The sequence below is a fragment of the Paraburkholderia hospita genome (genome assembly GCF_002902965.1).
Classification (GTDB): Bacteria; Pseudomonadota; Gammaproteobacteria; order Burkholderiales; family Burkholderiaceae; genus Paraburkholderia; species Paraburkholderia hospita.
Map to the genome: position 1 here is coordinate 125,347 of NZ_CP026109.1, position 23,047 is coordinate 148,393.

A 23,047-nucleotide genomic window follows, 5' to 3' on the forward strand; every position below is an offset into this window, starting at 1 on the left:
TTTGCGCATATAGTTGACAATCAATCTAGGGTATCCACTATTGATCAATCTAGTTGCGCGTGTAAATATCCCGTCAACAACGAGGGAGTGTCCATGAAGATCTGCAGGTTTAATGAGGGGCGGCTGGGAGTGGTTAGGGATGGCCGGATTCTCGACGTCTCAAGCGCGCTTGAGTTTCTTCCGCCGGCGAACTATCCGTTTCCGACAGAGGATCGGTTAATCGCAAATCTTCAGACGGTTTGCAGTGCAGTGCTTGATCTGGTGCCTGCTGCACCTGCGGTGTCGTTCGACAGCGTCAAATTCCTGCCGCCGGTTGCCAATCCGCCGAAGATCATCGGCGCACCGATCAATTACCGAGCTCACATCGAGGAGAGCGTCAAGGACAAGGGCATCTCTTTTGATCGCACCGTGAGCACGATTCAGGATTGGGGGCTGTTCCTCAAATCGTCCACGTCGCTCATCGGTTTTGGCGAGGAAATCATCCTGCGTCGTCCAGACCGCCGCAACGATCACGAGTGTGAACTGGCGGTGATCATCGGCAGACGGTGCAACCGGGTCAGGCGTGAAGAAGCCTTACAGTACGTCGCTGGTTACACAATCGGTCTCGATATGACAGTCCGGGGACCGGAATTCCAGTGCTGGCGGAAGTCAGTCGATACGTATAGCGTTCTTGGCCCATGGCTCGTTACTGCTGACGAGATCGCGGATCCAGACAACCTCGATCTGACGCTTCACGTCAACGGCGAGATGCGCCAGAACGCTAACACAAGCCAGCTCGTCCTCGACGTTGCGGGGTTGATTGAAATGGCCTCGAGCATGTACACACTGGTTCCGGGTGATGTGATCATGACTGGAACGCCGGCAGGTGTTGGCCCCGTCGTCCCGGGCGATAGCATCACGGCAGCCGTATCGGGTATCGGAGAGGCGACCGTTAATGTTGCGAGGAAATATGGATAAGCAACTGCCGCTAGTAGATGCGCTTCGTCAGGCCGACTTGCAGCCGCTCTGGGACCGCTACATGACGCTCCTCACATCTGAGCCGTCACCCGTCGACTGGCCGCTCAGTTGGTCCTGGGAAGGCCTGCAACCTCTCATTGAACGGGCCGTCGCCGAAGTGGGAATGGAAGACGCCGAGCGGCGGGTGCTGCTCCTCGCACACCCGGCATTTGCCCCCCATGCTTACACGACAACCAACCTGTCTGGTGCTCTGCAGGTGTTGCAACCCGGTGAGCACGCGCCTCCACATCGCCATACAGTCTCGGCGTTGCGATATGTGATCGAAGGTGAGGGGGCTGTCACCTGCGTGAACGGCAAGCGCTGTGAAATGGCCGAAGGCGATCTCATCCTCACACCCTCGTGGTGCTGGCATGAGCACCGTAATGAAGGCGAGCATCGCGTGGTTTGGTTTGATGGCCTCGATATGCCGTTGGCGCATCATCTGCGGTCCGTATTCCTTGAGTTTGGGCAACCGGCCGAGATGCCGGAGACCGTTGATGATTCGATAGCAATCGCAGGCGCTTTCCCTGCAGGGAGCAACGACTTCGCGAATCAACCATCACCGCGCTATCGCTACGCCGGCTCGGCCATTTCAACGGCGCTCGATGCAACGATTCCCGGATCTGATGGGTCCCGGCAGTTGCGTTACACAAATCCGGTCACCGGCGGGCCCGTGATGGCGACGCTGGACTGTTACGCCTTGCGCCTGCGGGCGAAAGCGGCAACCCGAGCATTCAGAAGCACGAGCGGTGCGATCGCCGTTGTCGCCAATGGTAGCGGAACGTCATGGATCGGAAATCGCACGGTAACCTGGCAGAAGAACGACGTGTTCAGCATCCCCCACTGGCATTGGGTCAGGCATTGTGCGGAGGATCGCGATACGCAGTTGTTCATTATGACCGACAAGGCGTTGCTGGAAGCGATGGGATATCTGCACACGGAATTCGAATAGTGATCGTCGGCGCGCAGTTCTTCAACGAGCCCATCAACAGCCGCGCGCCCAGTAGGTAGGCAAAGCATCTCGCTTCGGAAGAAAGGATTCATGGATCACATGCATCCGGGCTGACACTACATTTTGTAGTCCTATGTAAATTGATGATATGGAGGCAAGCATGGAACCAGACACGACTCCCGATGTCCAGGGTTTTATCGACCAATCCAGAATCGGACTCCGGCAGTTGCGTCTCATCGCACTTTGCATCGCTATCATGCTGGTCGAAGGTTACGACACGACGGTGATTGGATACATTGCACCTCTTCTGCGTCAGCAGTGGCATCTACAACCTCAGAACCTCGGCCCTCTGTTCGGCATGGGACTGTTTGGACTCGGCATCGGGTCGCTCGCGCTGGGGCCGATAGCGGACAAGATAGGACGTAAAACACTTCTGCTTCTGTCAGTGGGCCTGTTTGGTGTTGCCTCGCTTGCATCCGCCTTCGCTGAAAGCCTTCATGTTCTGATCATTCTCCGGTTTATAACGGGTCTCGGGCTCGGCGGTGCAATGCCCAACGCCTATACCCTGGCCGCCGAATACAGTCCTGCGCGATCGCGTGCAAGTCTTGTCGCTCCCATCGGATGTGGCATGGCAGCCGGCGGCGCAATTGGCGGAGTCTTTGCGGGCAATGCGATGCAGGCGTATGGCTGGAGCATCATGCTCACCATAGGCGGTGTGTTGCCCATTCTGCTTGTCCCGTTGTTGCTGATGTGGTTGCCGGAATCGGCACGGTTCCAGATAGCGCGAGGCGTTTCCGAAGACAAGGTGCGCAAGACGCTGCGTCAGATGTACCCCGACATTCAGTTTGACAAGGTGCGGCTTACCCATGTCAAAGTGCCTCGATCCGCTTTTCCCGTCAAATATCTGTTTCGTGGAGCATTGGCTCGTGACACTGTTCTACTATGGATGACAGGGTTCAGCACCCTGCTCATTGTCTACTTCCTCGGTAACTGGCTTCCCTTGCTCGTGCACGATTCCGGCGCTGCATTTGGCGCGGGAACACACATGATTGCTTTCTACCTTTTTGGAAGCACCGTGGGTGCGCTTGCTCTCGGAATGATGATGGATCGCTATCGTCCGCAGATGGTGATCTGTCTGACCATGGTTGTAGCGTCTGCCTGCATGGCCTCCCTCGCCTCAGTTCTGCACACCAGTCTACTCGCATACCCGGCCCTGTTCCTTATCGGCATGGGGACCGGAGGAACGATGACCGGCATCAATATTCTGGCGACGATGATCTATCCGACGCCCGCGCGAGCGACGGGGGTAAGCTGGGCGCTTGCGTTCGGCCGTGTCGGATCCATTCTTGGTGCCACAGTTGTCGGCGCTCTTCTTGCCGCGGGATGGTCCATCCCGAACCTGTTTGCCGGCGCTGCAGGCGTCCTTCTTCTGGCAGCACTCTGTGCAGCTTTCATGCGCAATACGGAAAAAACCGGACAGCGGTCCGACGCGGTCGCTTCGAACCAACTGGCGACCGCTATTGCCGACCCGAAGCCGTAAAGGTGGTCGATCGAGACGAGAGAATTGTGTACAGAGACAGCGTTCGAAATGCAGATTTCTTTTTACGAGGCAGGAAAACCGTGACGCCAGGCGAGTCCTCACCGCAAACCATCCGATACGGAACCGTGGCAATTTCCCTGCATTGGTTAATTGCCGTGTTGATAGTAGTGGCGTTCTATCTTGGATGGATCATGACAGATATTCCTGGTTTTACGCCGGTGAAGCTACGGTATTTTTCCTGGCACAAGTGGATCGGGGTCACGGTTTTCGCATTCTCTTTGTACCGCCTGTCGTGGCGAGTGGTCAATCCTCCGCCATCACTCCCAGAAACTGTGTCGGCATGGCAAAGGAGAGGTGCAAACGTTGTGCATGGGTTGTTGCATGTCCTTATGTTGGCTATTCCCTTGACCGGTTACTTTTATAGTTCCGCGTCTGGCATCCAGGTCGTCTATCTGGGGATCGTCCCGTTGCCCGTCATCGTGGGGCCGAACGAAGCACTGAAGGTTTTCTTGCGCATCTGCCACGTCAGCTTGAACTACGTGCTGCTTACGCTTGTTGTACTACACGTTAGCGCGGCCATAAAGCATCACCTCGTTGACCACGACGGACTGCTTATGCGGATGCTTCCCTTTGTGAAATAGCCCAACGATATGCGTATTAATCACGAAATCATTCTGCTGTAAGCGGTGCTCTACCAGAGATCTGAATATGAACCTGAAACAGAAAAAAGTACTTTTTCAGTACTCGACGGTGGTGATCCCGTTATTCGTCATTCACGCGAGCGCAGTGGACGCTGCGCAGGTTGATGCGGGCCGAAGCGCGATCGTGGTGGTTTCCTCCCAGATGGGCGTATCGATGACAGGGCGTTTCAGGGACTTTACGGGGGCCGTTGACTTCGATCCGGCGAAGCCAGCGGTTGGAAGCGCCACGTTGTCGATCAAGACGGCAAGTTACGACATGGGAAATGACATATACGGTGAACAGATCCGCGACAGAAAATGGTTCGATACTGCACGCTTTCCTTTCGCGACTTTCGTGTCAAGTGCGATCACGCCAGAGCAGGACGGGCGCTACACCGTTGTCGGCAGACTGACAATAAAGGGGCAATCTCGAGCCGTGACCGCTCCGGTCACCATTACCCGCGAAGGAAGCTCGTTGGTATTCGATGGGTCCCTACCCATTAGCCGGACGCAGTACGGGATCGGTGTCGACGAATGGAAGGACACGTCAATCGTTGCCGATAGCGTCGTGATCAGATTTCACATTGTATCTCGCCAACCATGATTTTCGCCCTCAACAGGAGCGAAAGGAAATCTTATGAAAATCAGACGCATAACAGTCGCGGTCGCGACGACGCTATCCGTGGCATCGATGAACTCGAAAGCCGATGTTTATCAGCTTGACCCGGACCACACTTACCCGAGCTTCGAGGCGGATCATTTTTCCGGAACGTCGATATGGAGAGGGAAGTTCCGGAAAAGTTACGGCACAGTGAACTTGGACCGAGCCGCCAGGACTGGCTCAGTAGACGTAGTAATTGATGCTGCATCCATTGACACCGGCAACGACAGACTTGACGGTATCCTCAGGTCGGACAGATTTCTTGACGTTGAAAAATTCCCGACGGCTATCTACAAAGGAACCCAGATTCGGTTTAGCGAAGCCAACCCGGTGGAGGTTCTTGGCACATTAACGATGCACGGGATTACGAAGCCGGTGAATCTCGAACTCCAGTCGTTCAAGTGCATCGCCAATCCTCTCCTGAAGCGTGAAGTGTGTGGAACTGAGGCGACCGCAACATTCAATCGTGCCGATTTCGGAATTGATTTTGGTAAGAGCTATGGATTCTCTATGCAGATAACACTGCATATTCAGGCAGAAGGTATCAAACAGTAGGACGCTCCACGTAGCGATACAGAGACAAGATGCCGCGAATACATCTGGCTACTGATATATCGTGGGAGCGTAGTTGAAAGAAATTTAAACCGACGACGGCTTATAAATAATGATTCGGATTACTTAGGATGAGACAATGAAGGCTAAGTGGCTTGCTGCAACGATTTTCGCATCGACGGGGATCGCGTATGGGCAGAGCAGTGTTACGTTGTACGGTATCGTCGACAGTGGTGTCGAGTACTACAACAACTCGTCGACAAAAGGTTCGTTCGTTGGAATGCCCACGTTGACAGGGGAGGTGCCGTCGCGGTGGGGCTTGCGAGGCTCGGAAGATCTGGGAAGCGGATTCGAGGCCTTCTTCGTTCTGGAAAGTGGCTTTGCGTTAAGCAACGGAACACTAGGATACGGAGGGAGATTGTTCGGCCGACAAGCAAACGTGGGGTTAAGCACGCCGCTTGGTTCGGTGACCGTTGGCCGACAAATGAACATGTCAATGTATGCACTTTTCGATGCCGACGTGATCGGTCCATCGGTGCATAGCATGGCTTCGTTTGACACTTATCTGCCGAATGCGAGAAGCGATAACGCCGTCGGTTATCTCGGGACCTTCGGAGGATTCAAACTGGGTGCCACCTACAGCTTCGGTCGCGATGCAGCGGGCCCGGTCGGCCCGTCTGCAACAAACTGTCCGGGGCAGGTGCCGGGCAATATCCTCGCGTGCCGACAATACACCATGCTTGCTGCATACACTGGTCCCCAGTTTGGCGCTGCTGCTTCCTACGACGTGATGCGTGGCGGCAATGGTGCGACAGCACCACTGTCCAGCCCCGGCGCTACGGACGCGCACGTCATTGTTGACGGATACGTTAGTTTTGGTTCGGGAAAGGTCGGGATGGGTTGGGTCCGGCGAAATACGTCGGCAGGCTCACATGCTCAGTCGGATCTTTTCTTTCTCGGAGGAAATTATTTTTTTACTCCGGCATTCTCAGCTGATGCGCAGGTGGTGAGGTACATCTTGCGCTCACATTCCGACTCCACGCTTATGGTCGGACGGCTGAATTACCTCCTTTCAAAGCAGACTACGCTTTATACGTCAGTCGGGTATGTGATCAATAGCGAGTTCGGTAACGCTCCCGTGGCTGCGGGTGGAACGGTCGCGACCGGGAAGAACCAGTTTGGTGTGATGCTAGGCGTTCAACACAAATTCTAGATCAACTGGTTTCCGACGTAGTGGAGGAAGACTGGAGTCTCCGGATTCCAGACTGAGTTGGCGTACATGAAATCTGAATTGACGTCCAACATGGGAAGGAGAATGCGAAATCTGCGGCTTAAAACTAGGTTACGGCTCCTGGCAGGCCTGATCTTGTCGGGCGTAATCGTCATCGGCTTGTGGGGAGCCTGGCAAACGCGAGAGACGATGATCGAAGGCCGCAGATCGGAGTTGCGGGACATCGTCAACATCGTTTATGCGGTGGTTGATCACTATCACCTGCTATGCGTCAGTGGCGCCATGACGGAGGCTGATGCCAAACGGGCTGCCCTCAACGATCTCCGGGCGATGCGCTATGGTGGCCTCGGCGGCTACGTGGTAGTTCTGGATATGAGTGGGAATGTGCTAATGCATCCCATGCATCCAGACCTTGAGGGCAGGAACGCTAGCGGACTTACCGATTCCAGCGGCCACCACGTGATCGTCGACATGATCAACCTCGCGGCGAAGGACGGCGAAGGCTTCCTGTCAGCCGGTTTCATGAAGCCGGAGACGAGAGAAATAGCGCCGAAGCTCAACAACGTGCGCCTGTACAAAGCCTGGGAATGGGTCGTGACTACAGGCGTCTTTGTGGACGATATCGAGCAGGCGTTCACTATCGCGCTGGTTCGGTTGGTCGGCGTAGCCCTTGTCGTTTGTATGCTTTCCTTGCTTGTGATAGGCACGATTGTTCGCAGTATTTCTTACCAGCTAGGAGGAGAACCTGCGTACGCCGCAGCGGTGGTGACTCGTATTGCCGGCGGTGATCTGGGCATGGTTGTCGAGACCCGCCCCGGCGACGAGATGAGCCTGCTGGCATCGATGCGTCGTATGCAGCAGCGCCTCGTTGAAGCAGTCGAAAAGATCCGGCTCGGTGCCGCATTGATTTCGTCGGCGTCCAATGAAATCGCGGATGGAAACGCCGGTCTGTCGTACCGCATTGGCCAGCAGGCGGCGTCTCTCGCCGAGACTGCGGACAGGATCAATCAGTTGACCGTTGCAGTCAGACAAAACGCAGATAACGCCACTCACGCCAACCAGTTTGTCTGCAACGCGTCTGAAATGGCTGCGCGCGGCGAAGCAGTGGTGGGAGAGGTTGTCGGTACGATGCAAGGAATATCGCAATCTTCTCGCAGCATTGTCAACATTATCGATGTTATAGAGGGCATCGCCGCTCAGACAAATATTCTTGCACTCAACGCGGCCGTCGAAGCTGCTCGCGCTGGCGAGGCGGGACGGGGCTTCGCAGTCGTGGCAAGTGAAGTACGAAACCTGGCACAGAGGTGCGAGTCAGCTGCGAAAGAGATCAAGTCGCTGATTGAGGCGTCGGTTGAGCAGATTGAAGCTGGCTCCGTTTCGGTAGGGCGAGCGGGCGGCACGATACACGAGGTGATGCAGGTCGTCGTTGGCCTCAATGGGATCGTCAAGGAAATCAGTGTGGCCTCAGCGGGACAGAGTGTCGACATTGAAGAAGTGAATGCTGCAGTTACGTGCATGGACGCGACGACGAGAAAGAACGCTGTTCTCGTCGAGCAGGCAAGTGCTGCGGCATCGTTGTTAAAGGATCAGGCGGAACAGCTGGAGGTGGCGATCGCGGTGTTTCGCTTGCCGAAGTCTTCGTCATGAAGAGATCACTCCTCGCCGAGGGGGGGCTAATTATGCGTTTCCGCTCATCTCTCTCTTCCCGTTTGCGAGTACGAAGTCGATGTAGCCCATTTCATCTGTAGACGCTGGGCTACGCGGCAGGTGCCGTTTCATTGAGCGACGTCGGAACCGCTTCAATACGCGCTCGAGTTCATCCTTCGTCAATGCCGGCGTCGCCAGGTCCACAGCAGTTCACCCAACTGGCTTTGTGACTGCCCCTGGGTCGTCACGTCGAGTTCAGCGCTGCAAACAGAAAAAATTCTTCCATATAATTAGAGATCTAATATAATGTCAGTACTGAACGAACGTGGCGGCAGACGCTGCCGGGAGACATGTGATGCTGACGATTGAAGAGAATGATCTGCTTTGCCGGGTGGAAGGCGATGCGCCGATGGGTAAATTAATGCGGCGCCATTGGACGCCGGTGTGTTTGATCGAAGAAGTCAGCGAGCCGGATGGCGCGCCAGTACAAGCGAAGGTTTTCGGAGAGGATCTGGTTGTCTTTCGCGACACCGAGGGCCGGGTTGGTGTGATGGATGAATACTGCCCACATCGACGCGTCTCACTGGTCTACGGTCGCAACGAGGACTGCGGCCTGCGCTGCCTGTATCACGGCTGGAAGATGGATGTGCAGGGCAACGTGATCGAGATGGTCTCGGAACCTGCCGCAAGTACCATGGCGCAAAAGACGAAGCACAAGGCGTATCAGACCAGGGAGTGGGGCGGAATGGTCTGGGCCTACATGGGTCCGCAGGACGCCATTCCCGAATTCACGCCACCGCCCTGGGCGCCGACAGCTGAAACGCGCGTCAGTATTGCGAAGGCGCTGTTGCCCTGCAACTGGGCGCAGATTCTTGAGGGCGCAATCGATTCGGCGCACAGTTCCAGCCTTCATTCTTCAGACTTTGTGCCGGCCCGCGTGGGAGGCGCCGAAGCGACTGAGAAGAACTGGCTGCGACCCTCGACCGACAAGGCGCCGCGTCTTCAGGTGGAGCGCACCGGATACGGTTTTCGGTACGCGGCAATCCGTCGGCCGATTTTCAATGCGAATACGCACGACTACATTCGCTCAACTGTTTTTGTCGCGCCCGCAACGGTCCTGATCCCGCCCAACAATCTTTATAACGTTGCCAACATCAACGTGCCGATGGACGACGAGAATACCGCCTTCTATTTCATCGCGTGGGGCGACCCGAAGACCACCCCGGAAACCGAGACCTGGCGCAAGTTCCTTTGTCAGCAGGTGGGCATCGATCTCGACGAGCGTTATCGCCCGCTGCGCAATCACGAGAACCGGTTCTGGCAAGACCGCACCGCGATGGCTGCTGGTAACTTCACGGGCATCACGGGATTCCCAAACCAGGACATCGCAATGTGGGTGACGATGGGGGGCATCGCCAACCGGTCAGATGAGCGACTCGGCGCAAGCGATCTTGCCATCGTCGAATTCCGCAAGCGGATGCTTGAGGCGTTGACGGAGTTTGAAGCCGGTGCAACGCCTATTGGCACCGCTGAACAGGCGATCCCGCAGAGCGTCTGCTCCTACCAGGCGGTGATTACGAAGGAGACTGACTGGCGCGCTTACGAGGCCAGATACGTCTGGGGCGATCTTGAGCAGCCCGAGCTCGAGGCAAACTACCAGGTTAAACAGTAAGAGCCAGGGGGCAGTATGGAACAACGTCGCCTTCGTATTGGCGTAGCGGGATTGGGACGCGCATTTTCGCTGATGTTGCCGACGTTCCTGGGCGATCCGCGGGTCGAACTGGTCGCTGCCTGCGATCCCCGACCGGAAGCGAGGCGCCAGTTCGAGAAGGACTTCGACGCGCCCACGTACGGAGATGTGTCTGATCTCGCGATCGATGTCAACGTCGAAGTGATCTATATTGCCAGCCCGCATCAGTTTCATGCGAGCCACACGGAAGTAGCGGCCGCGCATGGGAAGCACGTTCTCGTTGAAAAGCCGATGGCGCTCAGCGTCGAGGAATGTGACAGGATGATCTCCGCGTGCCGCGATGCAGGGGTCACGCTTATCGTCGGTCACTGCCACAGCTTCGATACACCCTACCTTGAAACGCGCAAGCTCATCCAGGGTGGCGAATTCGGTTCGGTCAGGATGATCCATGCGCTAAATTTCACTGACTATCTGTACCGCCCTCGTCGCCCCGAAGAACTGTCGACGGCTGAAGGCGGCGGCGCTGTATTCAGCCAGGCCGCTCACCAGGTAGATATTGTTCGTCTACTCGCGGGGCAACGTGCGACTCGGATCCGGGCCACGGTAGGCAGCTGGGATCCAACGCGACCTACAGAAGGGGCATACAGTGCGATCCTGTGGTTCGAAACGGGTGCTTTCGCTTCGCTTTCCTACAACGGTTACGGTCACTTTGACTCAGACGAATGGACAGGCTGGATCGGCGAAATGGGGGATCCGAAGCGTCCCGATAGCTATGGTAGCGCTCGGCGGCGGCTCGCCACGCTCGTCTCGCTAGACGAGGAAGCGAACCTCAAGGCCGCGGGTACGTACGGTGGGGCGTCATATCAACCGCCAACGAATCAGGGAGGGCAACCGCGCCAGCATCAGCACTTCGGCCCGTTAGTCGTTTCCTGTGAAAAAGGTGATCTGCGTCCTTTGCCGGACGGCGTCGTCATTTATGGTGATCAGCACATCGAAAAGCGGAACATTGATGCGCCAAGCGTGCCGCGAGCCGAAGTGATCGACGAACTGTACGCTTCAGTGGTCGAGCACATCAGGCCGATCCACGACGGCGAATGGGCCAAAGACACGCTGAAAATATGCGTCGCCATGCTGGAGTCCAGCCGGCAAGGACGCGACATCGAGCTGGCTGCTTGCGAACACTGTGGCGACCTTGTGGCTCTTTCAAAACACTCCCGTAGCTCGCGATGATTCCCTATTTGTCCGAGCGTGAAAATTCGATTGAGCATATCGACGCGCTGTGCATGCGGTTATTCGACACCTGGTGCGACACCAGAAGCGTAAAGCCGCTCGCGTATCTCTTGAAAGTTTGGCCCCTGTGCAATAGCGAGCCGGCGACAATCAGGGCACTCGGTGACGTGTTACGCAACTTGAGGAACCATCATCCGAGCGCTCCCACCGTTGAAATGACGGACATCTTGCTTGAGCTTGCCGATTGCATTGAAGAGCTTTTGGACTGATGTGCGATGGGGCTGACATCGATGGCCAGCAAAGACCGACTGTCGCTTTGTTGGCAGATGCGGGAACGCACTATTCACATCTGCGGTGAATTCAAGATCGCGGGCGTGCTCAGGTTCTGCATTGTGATGGTATGCGGATGAACTGAATGCCGCAGTCTTCAAGCACGGTGGCAAATGGGCCAGAGACACGCTGAAACATGCCGCGCCATGCTGGAGTCGAGTCGATAAGGACGCGATATCGAGCTATCGGACTTGTAATTATGGGTGGAAAGGGCTGTGCCCGTTAGCCCTTTTCTCGCTGGTCCAGGTCAGCAGAGCGCAGCCCTCTGCCTAACACTGGCCTACAAAGCGTAGAGAAAAATCGACGGCGCGGACGTTTTTTGTCAGGCTCCCGATTGAGATTCTGTCGACGCCGGTTTCCGCAATTGATCTAATTGTCGACTCTGACACGCCTCCAGATACTTCGAGTTCCGCGCGTTCCGCATTGATCGTTGCGGCGTCGCGCATCTGTGACAGGTCGAAGTTATCGAGCAAAATGGATTGTGCTCCTGCGGCGAGTGCAGTGGTCAATTCATCCAGAGTCTCGACCTCAACCTGTACCGGGACTCCTGCGTTCAGATGTTTCGCGGCGTCCAATGCCATCGCAATTCCCCCGCAGGCCTGGATGTGATTCTCCTTGATGAGGATCCCGTCAAACAGACCCAACCGATGGTTCGAACCACCGCCGATCTGAACCGCATACTTCTGTGCAAGTCGAAGGCCAGGGAGTGTCTTGCGCGTATCAAGTACGCGTGCCTTCGTTCCTTCAACCAGTCGCACGAAGGCACGGGTCGCCGTGGCCACGGACGATAGCATCTGAAGGAAGTTGAGCGCTGTTCGCTCGGCCGCAAGCAGGCTCCTCGCAGGGCCACGGATTTCGCAAACTGCGTCGCCAGGATTCATGACGCTGCCTTCTTCGAAATGCCACTGCGCATGGAGATTGACGTCAACGTGAGCAAGTGTTTCGTCGAACCACGGACGGCCGCATAGCACCGCGGCCTCACGAACGGTAAGTACTGCCCGGACAGTCGTTGACGGATTCACCAGCTCGGAGGTCCAGTCGATGCTACCAATGTCTTCGGCAAGGGCCTCGTGCACGTTGCGTACGACCGCTGCGCGGGTCAGGTTGTCCATAGGTGTGGTGATGATGGCGAGAAATAGATCGACGGGATCGCGCCGCGATGACGGTATCGCGAGTCTCGATACAGGAATATAATTAGAGATATAATTATACGTCAAATCTTTGCTCGGGAGGCGTTGCTTTAGCTGCCTTCGTACTCTTCGCCACGCGTGGCGATCAGATTACCGAGTTCCCGGGTGGACGGGATACGCCGCGCGGGATCATTGGACTCCGCCTCATCTTTCGCCATGTTTTCGATAATGGTCAGCAAGACCTTTCGCGCAACCTTGATTTCTGTTTCTTTCAGCCCTCTGACGCTAACCTCGTTCACTTCCTCAGCAAGGGGAACGAGCTTCTTTTTCAGGTTTTTTCCCTTCGGGGTCAGATAGACGTAGGTGTTCTTCCGGTTATCAGGCGACTGCCGCCGCTCGACATAGCCGAGTTTTTCCATCGCCGTTACGGCTGTGAAAGTCGTTGGGGTCATCACACCCGCTTCGTCACTCAGCTCTTTCTGGGTCAGGCCATCTTTTTCCCATAAGATTCGCAGAAACGCCCAATGGCCAAACGAAACTTCATATTGCGCGAGTCGCATGTGGAGGCCTCGAACCATTGCGCGTGCCGCGTCCTTGACAAGGTGGGCGAGCCGGTCGTGAGGAACGGCCTCGCGCCAGTGACGAAGGATCGGGTCGGTGGTGGGAGCCGTTTTATCGGAAGTCCGTTGGGATGCCATGGAAACGCCGTGTCGGAAGGTTAGACTGCTTACAATCATAGCGCGTTCTCGAGCACCAACGCTGGAAAGGCACGCGCTATTGACCGAGGTAAGAAAGGCGAGCTTCGAAAAGCCCGCCTGTCGCAGTTCACGCCTTCCTCAATATGGGCAACCAGTTAGAAGCTGTGCCGGATCCCCACGGTTATGCCCGTCTGATCGGCTCCCGTCGCGACGTCGACACCCGTACCACGAATGCCGACGTTCGAAAAGGAGCGGTTGTTCACATAGGCGCCTTCCGCATACAGTTCCGTGCGCTTCGAGAGGAAGTAATCGACGAGCAAGACCCCCATCGTCGGTCCACCATGTGGATTGCGGAATTGTGTGTGGTACACGCTGGCAGAGATGAACAAAGGCGCGCTGACGCGGTAGGTCAGTCCGCCCCAATACAGCATCGAGCTGGGCGGCGTACTGGTGTTACGCGTGTTGAGCCATCGTACGCCAGCGAGCGCTTTCACAATGCCAAAATCGTACGACGCGCCGAAAAGCGCGCGGCTTTGCGTATTGCTTTGCGTCGCGATAGATGTACCCTGCAATTGATCGTACGTGACGCCAATGCTGAACGGGCCGCGATCGTATAGCACGGCGGCGCTCATCTCCCGCCCGACCTTGGTCGCACCAGGTACCTGTGCTCCGTTCGGGATGGTCGAGTCATACCCGCTGCTGTAGAGCATCGCGAACGTCACGCCCGCCGCGCTGAGACCATACCGGATCGAGTTGTCAGCCCGGTTCACGAACTGACTGTCCATACTCTGTGCCGAGTAGCTCGGATTGAACGTCAATGCATCATACTTGTACATCAACTCGTACAGCAGATTTTGTTGACGTCCCAATGTGACGGTGCCGTAAGGTGTTGATACCCCGACGAACGCCTTCCGACCGAAAATACGCCCGCCCTGACCTAGCGTACCGTTGTTCAGGTTGAAGCCACCTTCGAGAACGAATACAGCCTTATAGCCACCTCCAAGATCCTCGGCACCTTTCAAACCCCAACGTGAACCAGCAAGGTTGCCAGACTGTTCCCGTACGGCCGACGAGGCTGTTTTGCCGCTAGGGATGTGGTTTGCATACTCGATTCCGATATCGGTAATACCATATAGCGTAACCGAACTCTGGGCCTGCGCGCTGAGACTGGCAAAGGCGACAATCCCTCCCGCCATTGAAGTCGAAACAATACGTCTCATTTTCTCCTCATTTAATTAGGAGTACATATATAAGTAAACGATTTTTTGTTGATACGCTGAGAATAGAAAACGAGCTCGTGAACTAACTGCAGGCAGTACGGGTCAGGCAACGTTTGCGTCCATGAATTCCTTCATGGTTCGGTGGAATACGGCCAGCACTTCCGATTCGACATCATGCATTTCCGGGCTGCCATACACACGATCGGGGGGATTGACCTCGATGACCGCAGCGCCTCGTGTCCGCCTGGGCGTAAAGACTGCAATTCGGTTGGCGAGATAGTGCGCCTCAATGATGTCATGCGTGACAAAGACAACCCGTGTGCCGGTCTTTTATCCACGTGTTCACCAGTTCGGCGCTAAGTTTTCTCGTCGTAATCTTGTCGAGCGTCGAGTTCGGGAAGACCCCTCAGATCTTGAAACTCTCCAGGCTTGCCGGGTGGAACAGTTCCGTGGGTTCCAGCAGCCGGCTCGATAGGCCCTCCTTGAAGTGTTGTGCGAGAAATCGACCGATGACACGTTCGTTCTCGCCAAAGCCATATGACCAGAAATCTGTGCCCATTAGCTTGCGGGCCGCGCGCAGATGGTCTTCAACGAATGGTAGGGTGATCTTGGTGGCCGACGTGTCGCTGAGGCGAGCGAGTGCTATTGCCTTGGATTTTTCAAAGGCCTTAGTCACTGCGCCGGGCAACCAGGGGTGCCGATCAGCCAGTTCCTTGCGGATACCGAGGGTGTGCATGATCGGGAAAATCGCGGTGCGGCGATACCATTCAGATGCGCTTTGGTGGGGATCGTCGAAGAGATATTTGACTTGAGGGTGGCCCCGGTCAAAACAGGAGGGAGCGCGTGGGCCGATGACGGCATCGATTTCACCCGCCTCCAGTAATCCAGAGATTGTTTGACCTTCCGGAGCGCTTTCGAGACGGACGTCAGCGGGCAGCTTGAGATTGATTTTCTCGACACGAGTCGCATCCTCATAGCCACCACGAACCCAAGTGACGTCGGACGGCTTGACGCCGTATTCCTCTTCGAGGATGAGCCGGACCCAGACGTTAGCGGTCAATTGATACTCGGGAACACCTATCAGCTTGCCTTTCAGATCCTCGGGACTGTCAATGCCGCGATCCGTCCGAACGTAGATCGACGTATGGCGAAACGCGCGCGAAGGGAAGATGGGCACTGCAATGTACGGCGACACGCCGGCTGCCGTTTTTACCGAGTAACTGCTAAGCGACAGTTCACAGATATCGTAGTCTGCGTGCCGGAATGCGCGGAAGAATATCTCTTCCGGATCCTGCAACATGAAGACGGGATCGACACCATCGATCTGCACGTCGCCGTCGACCAGCGGCCGCATGCGGTCGTAGTTTCCAACTGCGATCGAAAGTTGAAGTTTGCTCATTTACACTCCTGGACTGATTGATGCTGCGTATGGCCGGGTTCCCGCAAGTCACGGCCTGGAATCTGGTTTCGGAACGCCTATCAGGACGGCCACGCCGCCTGCAAAGACAAGGACCGCGACCAGCAATAACCCAGCGGCGAAGCTACCGGTTATGCTTTTGACCCAGCCCAGCACGATCGGCCCGAAGAACGCGCCGACCTGACCAAGGCTGCTGATCACGCCGATACCGCCAGCGGCGGCGTCCCCTGTGAGATAGGTAGGCGGAATGGACCAGATAATGGCCGCAGCCGCGAAGTAGCTGATCGACACCAGGCTCAGGCAGACAATTGCTGCGGGCCAGTTATGCGTCAGCAAGGTGAGTGTCGCGGCCCCAATGGCGCCAGCGGTGGTCGAAGCGACGAAGTGCCAGCGGCGCTCGAGCCTCAGATCTGAGCTACGCGCTATTACGAGCATGGCGATGGCGCCAACCATGTACGGCAAGGCCGAGAGCAGGCCGATGTGCAACACGTTGCCGATACCCGCCTGCTTGATGATCGTTGCCGTCCAATAGTTCAGGATGGTCCCGCATAGCGGAACCGTCGCCCAGCCTGCAGCCAGCACGTAGACGCGGGGATCGCATAGAGCTGCGAGCAGGCGGCTCGGTGCATCTGCCGGCTTCGCTCGCTGGTCCGCTTCGAGACCTTCAACGATGATTTCCTTCTCACCGTCAGTCAGCCATTTGGCGTCCTCAGGCTTGTCCGTCAGATAGAAGTAAGCGACGATGCCTGCGATCACCGCGGGGATGCCTTCGAGAAAGAACAGCCATTGCCAGTTGCGATAGCCCCATACGTCGGCAAAGTTCTGCAGGATAAAACCGGACAGCGGGCCACCGATAATTCCTGCGGCGGCAATTGCAAGCAGGAATCGTGAGGTAATGCGAGCGCGACGCTGGGACGGATACCAATACGTAAGGTAGAGGATTATTCCTGGCCAGAATCCGGCTTCTGCAGCTCCAAGCAAGGTTCGGGCAAGATAAAACTGCCACGGAGCCGTCATGAATGCCATCGCAGTAGAGATTCCGCCCCACAGCAGCATGATGCGGGTCACTGTCTTGCGGGCACCGATACGCTTGAGAAGCAATGTGCTGGGGACTTCAAGCAGGATGTAGCCGATGAAGAAGAGACTCACTCCCAGGCCGTAGGCTGCATCGCTGAGACCCAGGTCCTGTTTCAGTTGCAACTGGGCAAAGCTCACATTGACCCGGTCCAGATAGTTAAGCACCCAACACACGAAAAGGAAGGTCATCAGTCTAAAGGTGACCTTCCGATAGGTCATTTCGACTTCCGCTGCATCAGCCATCGCGCGTTCGGACTGCTGTCCGTATTTCAGCGCTGAATCTGTCATGTACGTCTCCGGTTTTCTCGACGTGCAGTGTTGCACTGCACTACATCTATCCCATGGGCGTTCAGTTCGGTACGCTCACCCTAAATAATTAGACATCTAATGATAAAGGCTACGGAAGCTTCGATTTCTTGGCAACCGGGGGTTTCTACCGACCACGATGCCAGTACATTTCATGACTGGCGGTTTTATAATTAGAGATCTAATGATAGCATAGGTCGTAGCGTCGAAATACGCTGCAAATTTTGTGGAGAACCGTATGTGCCCCGTGCAGGACGACTTTTTTTCAAGCCTCAAGATTGCTGGCAAGAAGCAGGTAGCGCGCGACATCTGGCGTTTTGAGTTGTATGACCCACGCGGCGCAGAACTGCCTGAGTTCCGGGCAGGGTCGAATCTGACCGTGCAAGTGCCCAACGGCTCACGCCGCCGCTATTCGTTGTGCAACAGCCCCGAAGAGCGCAACCGCTATGTGATTGCGGTGAAGCGTGACGCGAATGGTCGCGGTGGCTCGATCAGCATGATCGACGACACGAGGGAGGGGGACCTCATTAACGTATCGGTCCCAAAAAATGACTTTCCGCTGGACGATCGGGCCCAGGAGTTCATCCTGATTGCGGGCGGCATCGGCATAACGCCAATGCTTTCGATGATGCATGAACTGCGGACAGAAGGATTGCGCAGGTTCAGGCTGATATATGTTGCACGCGATCCAGAAGCGACAGCATTCCTTGAAGAACTTCAGGGCGAGGAGTGGCATTCGCATGTAAAAGTTCACCATGACTACGGCGACGTATCGAAATCATTTGATTTCTGGTCGGTCTTTGAACGTCCAACGAAAGCACATATCTATTGCTGTGGCCCGCGCGCTCTGATGGACGCGGTCAAGGATATGACGGGTCATTGGCCGACCGGCAGCATCCACTTTGAGAGTTTCGGTGTTGACGGATCGGTGCTGAGGGAAAACAGGTCGTTTACCGTCAGGTTGGCCACGTCCGGTGTCACCTTTGAGATTCCCGCCGACAGGAGCATTCTCGAGGTGCTTCGCGACGCCGGCATTCGCGTTCCGAGCTCTTGCGAAAGTGGAACCTGCGGCTCGTGTCGAACGCAACTGTGTAGTGGAACGGCTGACCATCGGGACATGGTGCTTGAGGAAGAGGAAAAGAGTGGGCAGATCATGGTTTGCGTTTCTCGCGCGATATCCGGTGAACTTGTCCTCGATCTGTGACCCTGACCTGTCGGAATGGCCCCTGCTGGCGCATGGTAGGTAGCTCTTTCGGACATTTCGTTTTACCTGATCGGTAAGAAGCAGAAAATATTTGATCTCTAATATACAAATCGGCCGGTGGATGCCGATAGAACATCTTCGGCGTTCCAAAAAACAGAGATCAAAATGATAAGACGATTGAGCTTCTATCAGCGGCTTTGGATCCCCCTCGGCTTTTTACTTCTGTGTCTTCTCGCCGTCGCGACGTTCGGCGTGGTACAGAACCGCATGAGCGGTCTCGCCGAGCGGGAGCGCGGACTCCGGGAAGCCGGTGAAATAGCCAGAAGTATCGTGTTGCGCTATGCAAAGTTGGTCGAGACGGGAAAGATGAACCCTACAGACGCAAAGCTTGAGGCATTGACGGTGCTTCGCACCGTACGCTTTGGCGAGGACGGGTACATCGTTGTCATCGACTCGGGGATGCATTCGATCATGAATCCCTCGAAGCCAGAAACCGAAGGCAGATTTCTGGGGGACTATCAGGACGAGAAGGGGAAGTTTGTCTATCGTGAAATGGTCTCGATCGCGAAGAGCGGTGGCGATGGTCTCCTTGACTATTACACCCACCGTCCGGGAGGAGTGGAGCAGATCAGGAAGCGCAGCTTTGTGAAGCCTTATCTTCCGTGGGACTGGATCTTCGTTACGGGTGCGTACCTGGATGACATCGATGCGGCATTTGCCAGATCAATCTATCTGGTGTTCAGTTTCGTATTGGCGGTGAGTGTGCTTCTCTCATGCATTGTCTTTCTGACCAACCGATTCCTCGTTCGAACTCTGGGTGGTTCGCCTGAGTACGCGAAAGCAGTGGTGCGCGCTACAGCGGGCGGCGATCTGTCCGTTCAGATCGATACTCGTCCAGACGACAAGGACAGTCTGGTAGCGCAGATTATCGAGATGCAGGTACGGTTGCGCGGAGCAGTTGCCGAGATACAACGAGGCGCCGAAACCATCACGCTGGCGATGGAGGAGGTCGCCACCGGAAACGCTGACTTGTCCCAGCGGACCGAGGAACAGGCCGCTGCGCTCAAGCAGACCGCGAGCAGCATGGCCGAATTCAGGAAGGCTGTCACCGATAATTCGGAGAGTGCGAAGGCGGCTTCAAAACGTGCCGAAGAAGCGTTTTCGACAGCTCGTCGCGGCAATGATGCAGTCAGTGCGGTCACAAACACGATGGGGCACATCACGAAAAGCTCGACCCAGGTCAATCACATTCTCGGAATGATAAAGAGCGTCTCCTTCCAGACTAATATCCTGGCGTTGAACGCGGCGGTCGAAGCGGCGCGCGCAAAGGAGCATGGTCGCGGTTTCGCCGTGGTCGCTTCCGAGGTTCGTGCACTCGCACAGCGATCGTCCGCCGCCTCGCGAGATATTGAGTCGCTGATTGGACGATCGGATGCCCACGTTCAAGAGGGGGCAAGACTCGCCGATGACGCCGGGGAGTGAATGAGCCAGATTTTCTATATAGTTCAACAGGTAGACGTCTTGCTAAAGGAAATTGCCTTGGCATCCGAGGAACAAAGTGTCGGCATTGAGCAGATATCCCGCGCACTTTCGCAGATGGACGAGGTCACCCAACAAAATGCTGCCCTTGTTGAGCAGTCAGCTGCCGCTGCGCAGTCAGTACGGGATCAGGCGCGAAAACTGTTGGCGAGCACATCAATCTTCAGACTTTCATGACGCCGGCCATCACGTCAAAAGGCGGCAAGTTAGCCCGCGTGTGCGCGTCGTTCGTCGGTACCAGGAGACGGTGTCCAGGTTCCACCACTGCGTGCTGCATTCGTGCACTTCCCTCTCAGCAACCGACCCGTCAAGTGCTTTGACCCGTTGCCCCCTTGCTGCCCATGCCATGCCAGACCAACCACTTGGCGGCGGTACTCTCGGTCTCCACCGGCTCCCGTCTCAACGAGGCAATCGTCGCTGCTGCCCAATGGGGAACGCTGCGTCGCCTTGGACTTCTACGGCGCCCGGCATCGCAAGGGCCTGCCGAACAGCAGCAGCATCGCCGAGTCTGCGGTGAACCACGTTGTCAGCTACCGTATGGCGACGAAACGACAGATGCGCCGGACTGACGAAGGGCGCACCGCATGGTGCAGGTCAGGGTTGGGGTTTTGAACGGGGAATTCTCGCCGCGTCGCCTCTCGGCGCTCAAGATTGCTGACTCGGGTTGCGGAAAATGCATCGGGCCAGCGTCAGCAGGCGTGCTCTCGCGAACGGACAGCACAGACCGTGCAATCATGCCGTGAGTCACGGAGTCCTGACGAAATCGACCTCCCCAAGTTTTGCACGCTCTCGCCCACGGCTACCCGAACGAGATTCGACGCCGCGCTGCCGCGATAGGGGCACAAATTATTGGGGCGTTGAACCAGAAGTGAACGACGGTAATGACGGGGCTCTGTTCGCCCTTGGTCTTCAAGAGCAGGTCAGAAAAACCAAATCGGCCCCTGCCATAAAACGATGGTGTCAGACCGGACGCTTTGCCAAACGGTACTTCGACATTCGGAAAATCGTCCATTCAAGGTTCTGGGTTGTCACGCCAAATTTTTGTTGTGAGGGGGTTGGCGATCCATCCCGCCGTCGTGAGACGTCTTCGCTTATCTTCAATCACACGTCATTCGGCTTTTTCCGCTGGTGTCTCCTGCTCAATCCTACAGGCATCGGCGATGAGCGAGCGGAACCACTGATGAGCGGGGCGGGTATGAACCCGTTCATGCCAGACAAGTTTGTAGACCAGTCTCTCGGTTTCGAATGGAAGCTCGCGGACGACCAGTCGATGCTGGTTGACCAGGGTCTGGCCATGCCCTCTGAGAAACCCGCCGGGTACACACGTTAGCAGATCGCTTCCCGCGACGATTCGCAATGCATCGACGAAGTGATTGACGACCACCGAGATTGATCTCGTCTTCCCGTGCAGGCTCAGCCAGCCATCAATGACACCAAGGTCCATTCCGGAGGGCGTCACCAGCACGTGCGAACCAGAAACGAATTGCTCAAGGCTCATTTCCTGGCGCAGTGGGTGTCCTGAATTCATCACGCACACATAGTGGTCTGTCCCAAGTCCCTGCACATGGATATCTCGCGGAAGCGCCGGAAACATTCCGATGGCGCAGTCGAGCGTGCCGCGCTCAATTGCCTCAAGAGAACTCGCATTGGTGTGAAAGGAAAATGCCACCCGGGCAAAGGGCGACAACGAATGAAGCTTTAGTGATATGTCGCTGACAGCTTCGCCAGCGAGGCTGTCCGTCACTGCAATCCGAAAGCTGGTCGGGTCCGTGCGTGGATCGAAGCGCGCTGGCGCGATGGACGTCCGGACCACTGCCAGTGCGCGATGAAGCTCGGGCCAGATGGCCAGCATCCTGGCGGTCGGTTGCACGCCGTCCGCGGCTTTGAGGAAAAGCTGGTCCCCTGTCAGGGCCCGGGCTCGCCTAAGCGCGTTGCTGACGGCCGGCTGGCTCATCGACAGGCTGGCTGCGGCGCGCGTCACGTTGCGCTCCAGCATGATGGCCTCGATGACGACGAGGAGATTCAGATCGAGACGCATGATTATTCACCTGAGTGATGACCGTCCCCCCTAAATCTGAATTAGACGGCCTAGCCCTTTTGGGCAATTATTGCGGACAACAGCCAGCACCGAGCGCGCGGCTCTAACCGACGACCGTTCCAATATATCACCAGGATTCGTCCCATGAATGACACTCAAACCGTTGACGCAGTGCCGAAACTGACCGGGAAGATTAGTGCTGACCGTATCCGTATGTTCCGCACACCCCGCCCTCCCCAAGGACTGATCGAAAAGTTCAAGCGAATCGCGGACGCCACCAGCGTCATCGCCGACGTGATGGACGAGATGGGCATCACCGGCGCCATCGGCGCTTCGGTTCTGAAGCCCACGCTGCCGCACGCCTGCATCGTCGGGCCGGCGCTGACCGTGCGTAATGTCATGCAGCGTGAGCACGTTTACGAGACGGCCCGTCGCCAGGTGAACCGAATGGCGGAGTTCGAGGCACACAACCTGGCATTGCCGGGCGACATCGTTGTGATCGATGGTGTTGCCGGCGTATCTAACATGGGCGGCATTTCTGCTCAGACGGGCAAGCGCCAGGGCGAGGCGGGCGCGATCGTCTCCGGTGGCATCCGTGATGTCGGGCATTCGCGTCGCGCCGATTATCCGATCTGGGCTACCGAGATTACCCCGGTCACGGGGAAATGGCGCATCGAAACCGTGGAGATCAACGGCGACATCCAGATCTCCGGCGTCCGTGTCTCGCCCGGCGATATTGTCGTCGCAGATGAAACGGGGATTTGTTTCATCCCGATCGCACGGGCGGAGGAGGTGGCGGAGCGCGCGCTGGCGAAAGCCAACTTCGAACTCGAGAAGTGCCTGGCTATTGACGCAGGTACCGCCGTCGCCGATCTGCCGAGCAAAGAGTGAACTTCATGACCAACCAAT

General features: G+C 56.4%; 20 protein-coding genes. 14 read left to right on the forward strand and 6 right to left on the reverse strand.

Annotation, left to right across the window (positions count from 1 at the left end):
* Positions 1-93: 93 nt before the first annotated feature.
* The 10 genes from C2L64_RS49380 to C2L64_RS49425 all read left to right on the forward strand — a co-directional run bounded on the left by C2L64_RS49380 (position 94) and on the right by C2L64_RS49425 (position 11,179).
* Positions 94-957 carry a fumarylacetoacetate hydrolase family protein gene (locus tag C2L64_RS49380; protein WP_090836566.1) on the forward strand — a complete coding sequence of 288 codons (864 nt, stop codon included), beginning with the start codon at positions 94-96 and terminating at the stop codon, positions 955-957.
* Complete coding sequence (locus tag C2L64_RS49385; RefSeq protein ID WP_244144600.1) at positions 950-1,948, forward strand: cupin domain-containing protein; 999 nt, start codon at positions 950-952, stop codon at positions 1,946-1,948. The genes C2L64_RS49380 and C2L64_RS49385 overlap by 8 nt, the downstream gene beginning before the upstream one ends.
* Before the next feature lie 160 nt (positions 1,949-2,108).
* Positions 2,109-3,488 (forward strand): MFS transporter, encoded by a 1,380-nt coding sequence (locus C2L64_RS49390; protein WP_158660663.1) that lies wholly within the window; start codon positions 2,109-2,111, stop codon positions 3,486-3,488.
* An 80-nt stretch (positions 3,489-3,568) separates the two neighbouring features.
* Entirely contained in the window at positions 3,569-4,129 is a 561-nt protein-coding gene (locus C2L64_RS54430) for a cytochrome b (RefSeq protein WP_407671985.1), read from the forward strand.
* 67 nt (positions 4,130-4,196) lie between these two features.
* A complete protein-coding gene (locus C2L64_RS49400) occupies positions 4,197-4,772 on the forward strand; it encodes a YceI family protein (protein WP_090836574.1) in 576 nt (191 codons plus the stop codon).
* An 87-nt stretch (positions 4,773-4,859) separates the two neighbouring features.
* Positions 4,860-5,384 (forward strand): YceI family protein, encoded by a 525-nt coding sequence (locus C2L64_RS49405; protein WP_244144604.1) that lies wholly within the window; start codon positions 4,860-4,862, stop codon positions 5,382-5,384.
* Positions 5,385-5,520: 136 nt separating this feature from the next.
* The gene (locus C2L64_RS49410; protein ID WP_090836578.1) at positions 5,521-6,594 is read left to right on the forward strand and encodes a porin; all 1,074 of its coding nucleotides are present in this window, start codon (positions 5,521-5,523) and stop codon (positions 6,592-6,594) included.
* Positions 6,595-6,660: 66 nt separating this feature from the next.
* Positions 6,661-8,259 carry a methyl-accepting chemotaxis protein gene (locus C2L64_RS49415; protein ID WP_244144599.1) on the forward strand — a complete coding sequence of 533 codons (1,599 nt, stop codon included), beginning with the start codon at positions 6,661-6,663 and terminating at the stop codon, positions 8,257-8,259.
* A 355-nt stretch (positions 8,260-8,614) separates the two neighbouring features.
* Entirely contained in the window at positions 8,615-9,931 is a 1,317-nt protein-coding gene (locus C2L64_RS49420; protein ID WP_079503745.1) for a Rieske 2Fe-2S domain-containing protein, read from the forward strand.
* Positions 9,932-9,946: 15 nt separating this feature from the next.
* Positions 9,947-11,179, forward strand: coding sequence for a Gfo/Idh/MocA family protein (locus C2L64_RS49425; protein WP_079503744.1), 1,233 nt, complete (start codon positions 9,947-9,949; stop codon positions 11,177-11,179).
* A 599-nt stretch (positions 11,180-11,778) separates the two neighbouring features.
* Here C2L64_RS49425 and nadC read toward each other — a convergent pair.
* The 5 genes from nadC to C2L64_RS49460 all read right to left on the reverse strand — a co-directional run bounded on the left by nadC (position 11,779) and on the right by C2L64_RS49460 (position 17,339).
* Positions 11,779-12,621 carry a carboxylating nicotinate-nucleotide diphosphorylase gene (nadC, locus tag C2L64_RS49435; RefSeq protein ID WP_090836584.1) on the reverse strand — a complete coding sequence of 281 codons (843 nt, stop codon included), beginning with the start codon at positions 12,619-12,621 and terminating at the stop codon, positions 11,779-11,781.
* Between the two features lie 128 nt (positions 12,622-12,749).
* Positions 12,750-13,337 (reverse strand): MarR family winged helix-turn-helix transcriptional regulator, encoded by a 588-nt coding sequence (locus C2L64_RS49440; protein ID WP_090836586.1) that lies wholly within the window; start codon positions 13,335-13,337, stop codon positions 12,750-12,752.
* A gap of 155 nt (positions 13,338-13,492) precedes the next feature.
* Entirely contained in the window at positions 13,493-14,557 is a 1,065-nt protein-coding gene (locus C2L64_RS49445) for a porin (protein WP_079503741.1), read from the reverse strand.
* A 406-nt stretch (positions 14,558-14,963) separates the two neighbouring features.
* On the reverse strand, positions 14,964-15,956 hold the full coding sequence (locus C2L64_RS49455) for an ABC transporter substrate-binding protein (protein WP_090836588.1): 993 nt from the start codon (positions 15,954-15,956) through the stop codon (positions 14,964-14,966).
* Between the two features lie 48 nt (positions 15,957-16,004).
* Positions 16,005-17,339 carry an MFS transporter gene (locus C2L64_RS49460; RefSeq protein ID WP_090836590.1) on the reverse strand — a complete coding sequence of 445 codons (1,335 nt, stop codon included), beginning with the start codon at positions 17,337-17,339 and terminating at the stop codon, positions 16,005-16,007.
* Between the two features lie 256 nt (positions 17,340-17,595).
* Between C2L64_RS49460 and C2L64_RS49465 the strand changes: the two genes are divergently transcribed.
* The 3 genes from C2L64_RS49465 (at position 17,596) to C2L64_RS55550 (ending at position 20,277) form a co-directional block, all read left to right on the forward strand.
* Positions 17,596-18,561 (forward strand): PDR/VanB family oxidoreductase, encoded by a 966-nt coding sequence (locus C2L64_RS49465; RefSeq protein WP_090836592.1) that lies wholly within the window; start codon positions 17,596-17,598, stop codon positions 18,559-18,561.
* 177 nt (positions 18,562-18,738) lie between these two features.
* Positions 18,739-20,043 (forward strand): methyl-accepting chemotaxis protein, encoded by a 1,305-nt coding sequence (locus tag C2L64_RS49470; RefSeq protein ID WP_244144598.1) that lies wholly within the window; start codon positions 18,739-18,741, stop codon positions 20,041-20,043.
* Positions 20,044-20,277, forward strand: coding sequence for a hypothetical protein (locus tag C2L64_RS55550; protein WP_143055762.1), 234 nt, complete (start codon positions 20,044-20,046; stop codon positions 20,275-20,277).
* Positions 20,278-21,208: 931 nt separating this feature from the next.
* Here C2L64_RS55550 and C2L64_RS49475 read toward each other — a convergent pair.
* Positions 21,209-22,138, reverse strand: a complete 930-nt coding sequence (locus tag C2L64_RS49475; RefSeq protein ID WP_090836595.1) for a LysR family transcriptional regulator — start codon at positions 22,136-22,138, stop codon at positions 21,209-21,211.
* Positions 22,139-22,282: 144 nt separating this feature from the next.
* Here C2L64_RS49475 and C2L64_RS49480 point away from each other — a divergent pair, with 144 nt between their 5' ends.
* Positions 22,283-23,029, forward strand: a complete 747-nt coding sequence (locus C2L64_RS49480; RefSeq protein WP_090836597.1) for an RraA family protein — start codon at positions 22,283-22,285, stop codon at positions 23,027-23,029.
* The last annotated feature ends 18 nt before the right edge of the window (positions 23,030-23,047 follow it).